This is a genomic window from Blautia massiliensis (ex Liu et al. 2021), from assembly GCF_052064225.1.
Taxonomy (GTDB): Bacteria; Bacillota; Clostridia; order Lachnospirales; family Lachnospiraceae; genus Blautia_A; species Blautia_A fusiformis.
Genome location: NZ_JBQHWA010000068.1, coordinates 1 through 2,494, shown reverse-complemented (window position 1 = coordinate 2,494; position 2,494 = coordinate 1). Strand labels below are relative to the sequence as shown.

Annotated in this window: 1 protein-coding gene, 1 pseudogene and 1 CRISPR repeat array; the gene and the pseudogene both read right to left on the bottom strand. The window is 44.4% G+C overall.

The window, feature by feature from the left end:
* Nucleotides 1-91: 91 nt before the first annotated feature.
* Nucleotides 92-307, bottom strand: a pseudogene (locus tag ACTNDQ_RS15240) (DUF134 domain-containing protein); the annotation flags it as partial.
* Between the two features lie 176 nt (nt 308-483).
* Nucleotides 484-666 carry a glycoside hydrolase family 113 gene (locus ACTNDQ_RS15235; protein ID WP_441064985.1) on the bottom strand — a complete coding sequence of 61 codons (183 nt, stop codon included), beginning with the start codon at nt 664-666 and terminating at the stop codon, nt 484-486.
* Nucleotides 667-706: 40 nt separating this feature from the next.
* Nucleotides 707-2,393: a CRISPR direct-repeat array (repeat unit 32 nt; unit sequence ATTTCAACTCACAGCCTCACGAAGAGGCTGAC).
* Nucleotides 2,394-2,494: the final 101 nt, after the last annotated feature.

Sequence of the window (2,494 nt, the reverse complement as noted above, 5' to 3'; positions counted from 1 at the left end):
GGTACGTGACATTGAGAGTTCCTCCTTATTCTCTTTATTATACATGAATTCTTTGAGAATAAGGTGTCAACTTTATTTATACAACATCACTGGCAATCTCATAAATTCGTTGAACGGTTGTTCTTGCGACTTGCATAGATGCTGCGCACTGCTCCTGACTATAACCTTTCTTGTCCAAAAGACGGATGGTTTCATACTCATCTACCGTCAGAACAATAGGTGTTTTTTTCTCAGTATCATCTGCCGGAAAGAATTCTAAAACATTGGGGAAATGGCAAACTTTTCTGCATTTTACTGGTCTCGGCATAAACTGCTCCTCACGACATATATATTTCGATGTTTTCCGCAAATCAACTATTGATAATGGAATAGAAAAAACAGTCTGTCATAACAGAAATTAATCCCATCAAAACAGACGGTTCTTTTTCCTTTACAAATATTACATTAATGGGGTTCCTGCCTCATGCTCATAGAATCTCTTTATTATCTCCTGCACCGGTTTCTCACATATTCATAGCTGTCGTCCTTCCATGCCTCGGAAGCAGAAGGCAGCTTTGGTGCCCACTCCCATAAAGCAAAACCACGAAGCCATGGTCGTTTCTTACAGGCCTCAAACATTGCACGATACCATTCACACTGTTCTTCCAGGCGAAGTTCTCCCTGCAATTCCCAGTTATTCGGAATTTATAGCCGTAAGATTGTTCGTATTTCAACTTACAGCCTCACGAAGAGGCTGACGCCGATCCACGCCAAGACAACCTACGTCTGCAGCATTTCAACTCACAGCCTCACGAAGAGGCTGACGGTATCACACTTGGAAGTTGCAATAATGGTTCAATATTTCAACTCACAGCCTCACGAAGAGGCTGACCCGTAGCAGATCTTCTTGCAGGAACAATCTCAACATTTCAACTCACAGCCTCACGAAGAGGCTGACCACAGGTGCTCCAACACCTACATTATTACATCCATTTCAACTCACAGCCTCACGAAGAGGCTGACTGTTTAGAAGGTTTTCCCAGCTCGAATTTTCACTATTTCAACTCACAGCCTCACGAAGAGGCTGACATTTCTGACACTGACGGAACTACAGAGCCCTCAGATTTCAACTCACAGCCTCACGAAGAGGCTGACTCTCCTTTCTTAACTTCTGAGCTTATTATAATTCATTTCAACTCACAGCCTCACGAAGAGGCTGACTCCTAAGCTTTAGACCACCTTAATCAAAAAGCATAAATTTCAACTCACAGCCTCACGAAGAGGCTGACGTGTAATCGCTCGATCATGGCATTGTAACCAGAAAATTTCAACTCACAGCCTCACGAAGAGGCTGACTGCCATGGAAAAGCCATTGAAGCCCTGCGAAAACATTTCAACTCACAGCCTCACGAAGAGGCTGACTGAGGTCTGTTCTGAACAATATCATAAGTGTTGTATTTCAACTCACAGCCTCACGAAGAGGCTGACTTTATTCAGCAGATTACACAGGAATCAAACCTACATTTCAACTCACAGCCTCACGAAGAGGCTGACCAGCAAGACGGTACTGGGGGCGATTAATGAATTATTTCAACTCACAGCCTCACGAAGAGGCTGACGCTTCCCGGTGTCTGCTGCTGTCCAACGTGAGTGGTATTTCAACTCACAGCCTCACGAAGAGGCTGACGCAAGGATATACTCTCAACTCTTGTTCGATTAACATTTCAACTCACAGCCTCACGAAGAGGCTGACTGTCTGCCACCTCCTGCCTGTGCTTTTACTTTGCATTTCAACTCACAGCCTCACGAAGAGGCTGACGCTGTTCGGTACACTACGTAAAATGGGTACTGACATTTCAACTCACAGCCTCACGAAGAGGCTGACTCTATCTGACAACACGAAACATGAGGGCCGCAATATTTCAACTCACAGCCTCACGAAGAGGCTGACCTGGATACGACCGGCAATGAAATCATAGTGCACAAATTTCAACTCACAGCCTCACGAAGAGGCTGACGATATCAACCAGAGCGTCCAGTAAGTTTGTGATATTTCAACTCACAGCCTCACGAAGAGGCTGACGGTTGTGGCATACCGGAAACGTCTGTGGATTTTATATTTCAACTCACAGCCTCACGAAGAGGCTGACCGTGTTGCAGCAACAACAGCATCAGAATAAGCAGATTTCAACTCACAGCCTCACGAAGAGGCTGACCGCTTCTTCCTCAGTCATTCCCTCAAATTTTACGATTTCAACTCACAGCCTCACGAAGAGGCTGACATATCTGATCCATGTTCACATAGGATAATCAACTATTTCAACTCACAGCCTCACGAAGAGGCTGACAGAAAGCGCACTTGATATCGCAGATTTCACATATATTTCAACTCACAGCCTCACGAAGAGGCTGACGAGATAGTACATGATGTTGTATAAATAAAGTTGACACCTTATTCTCAAAGAATTCATGTATAATAAAGAGAATAAGGAGGAACTCTCAATGTCACGTACCC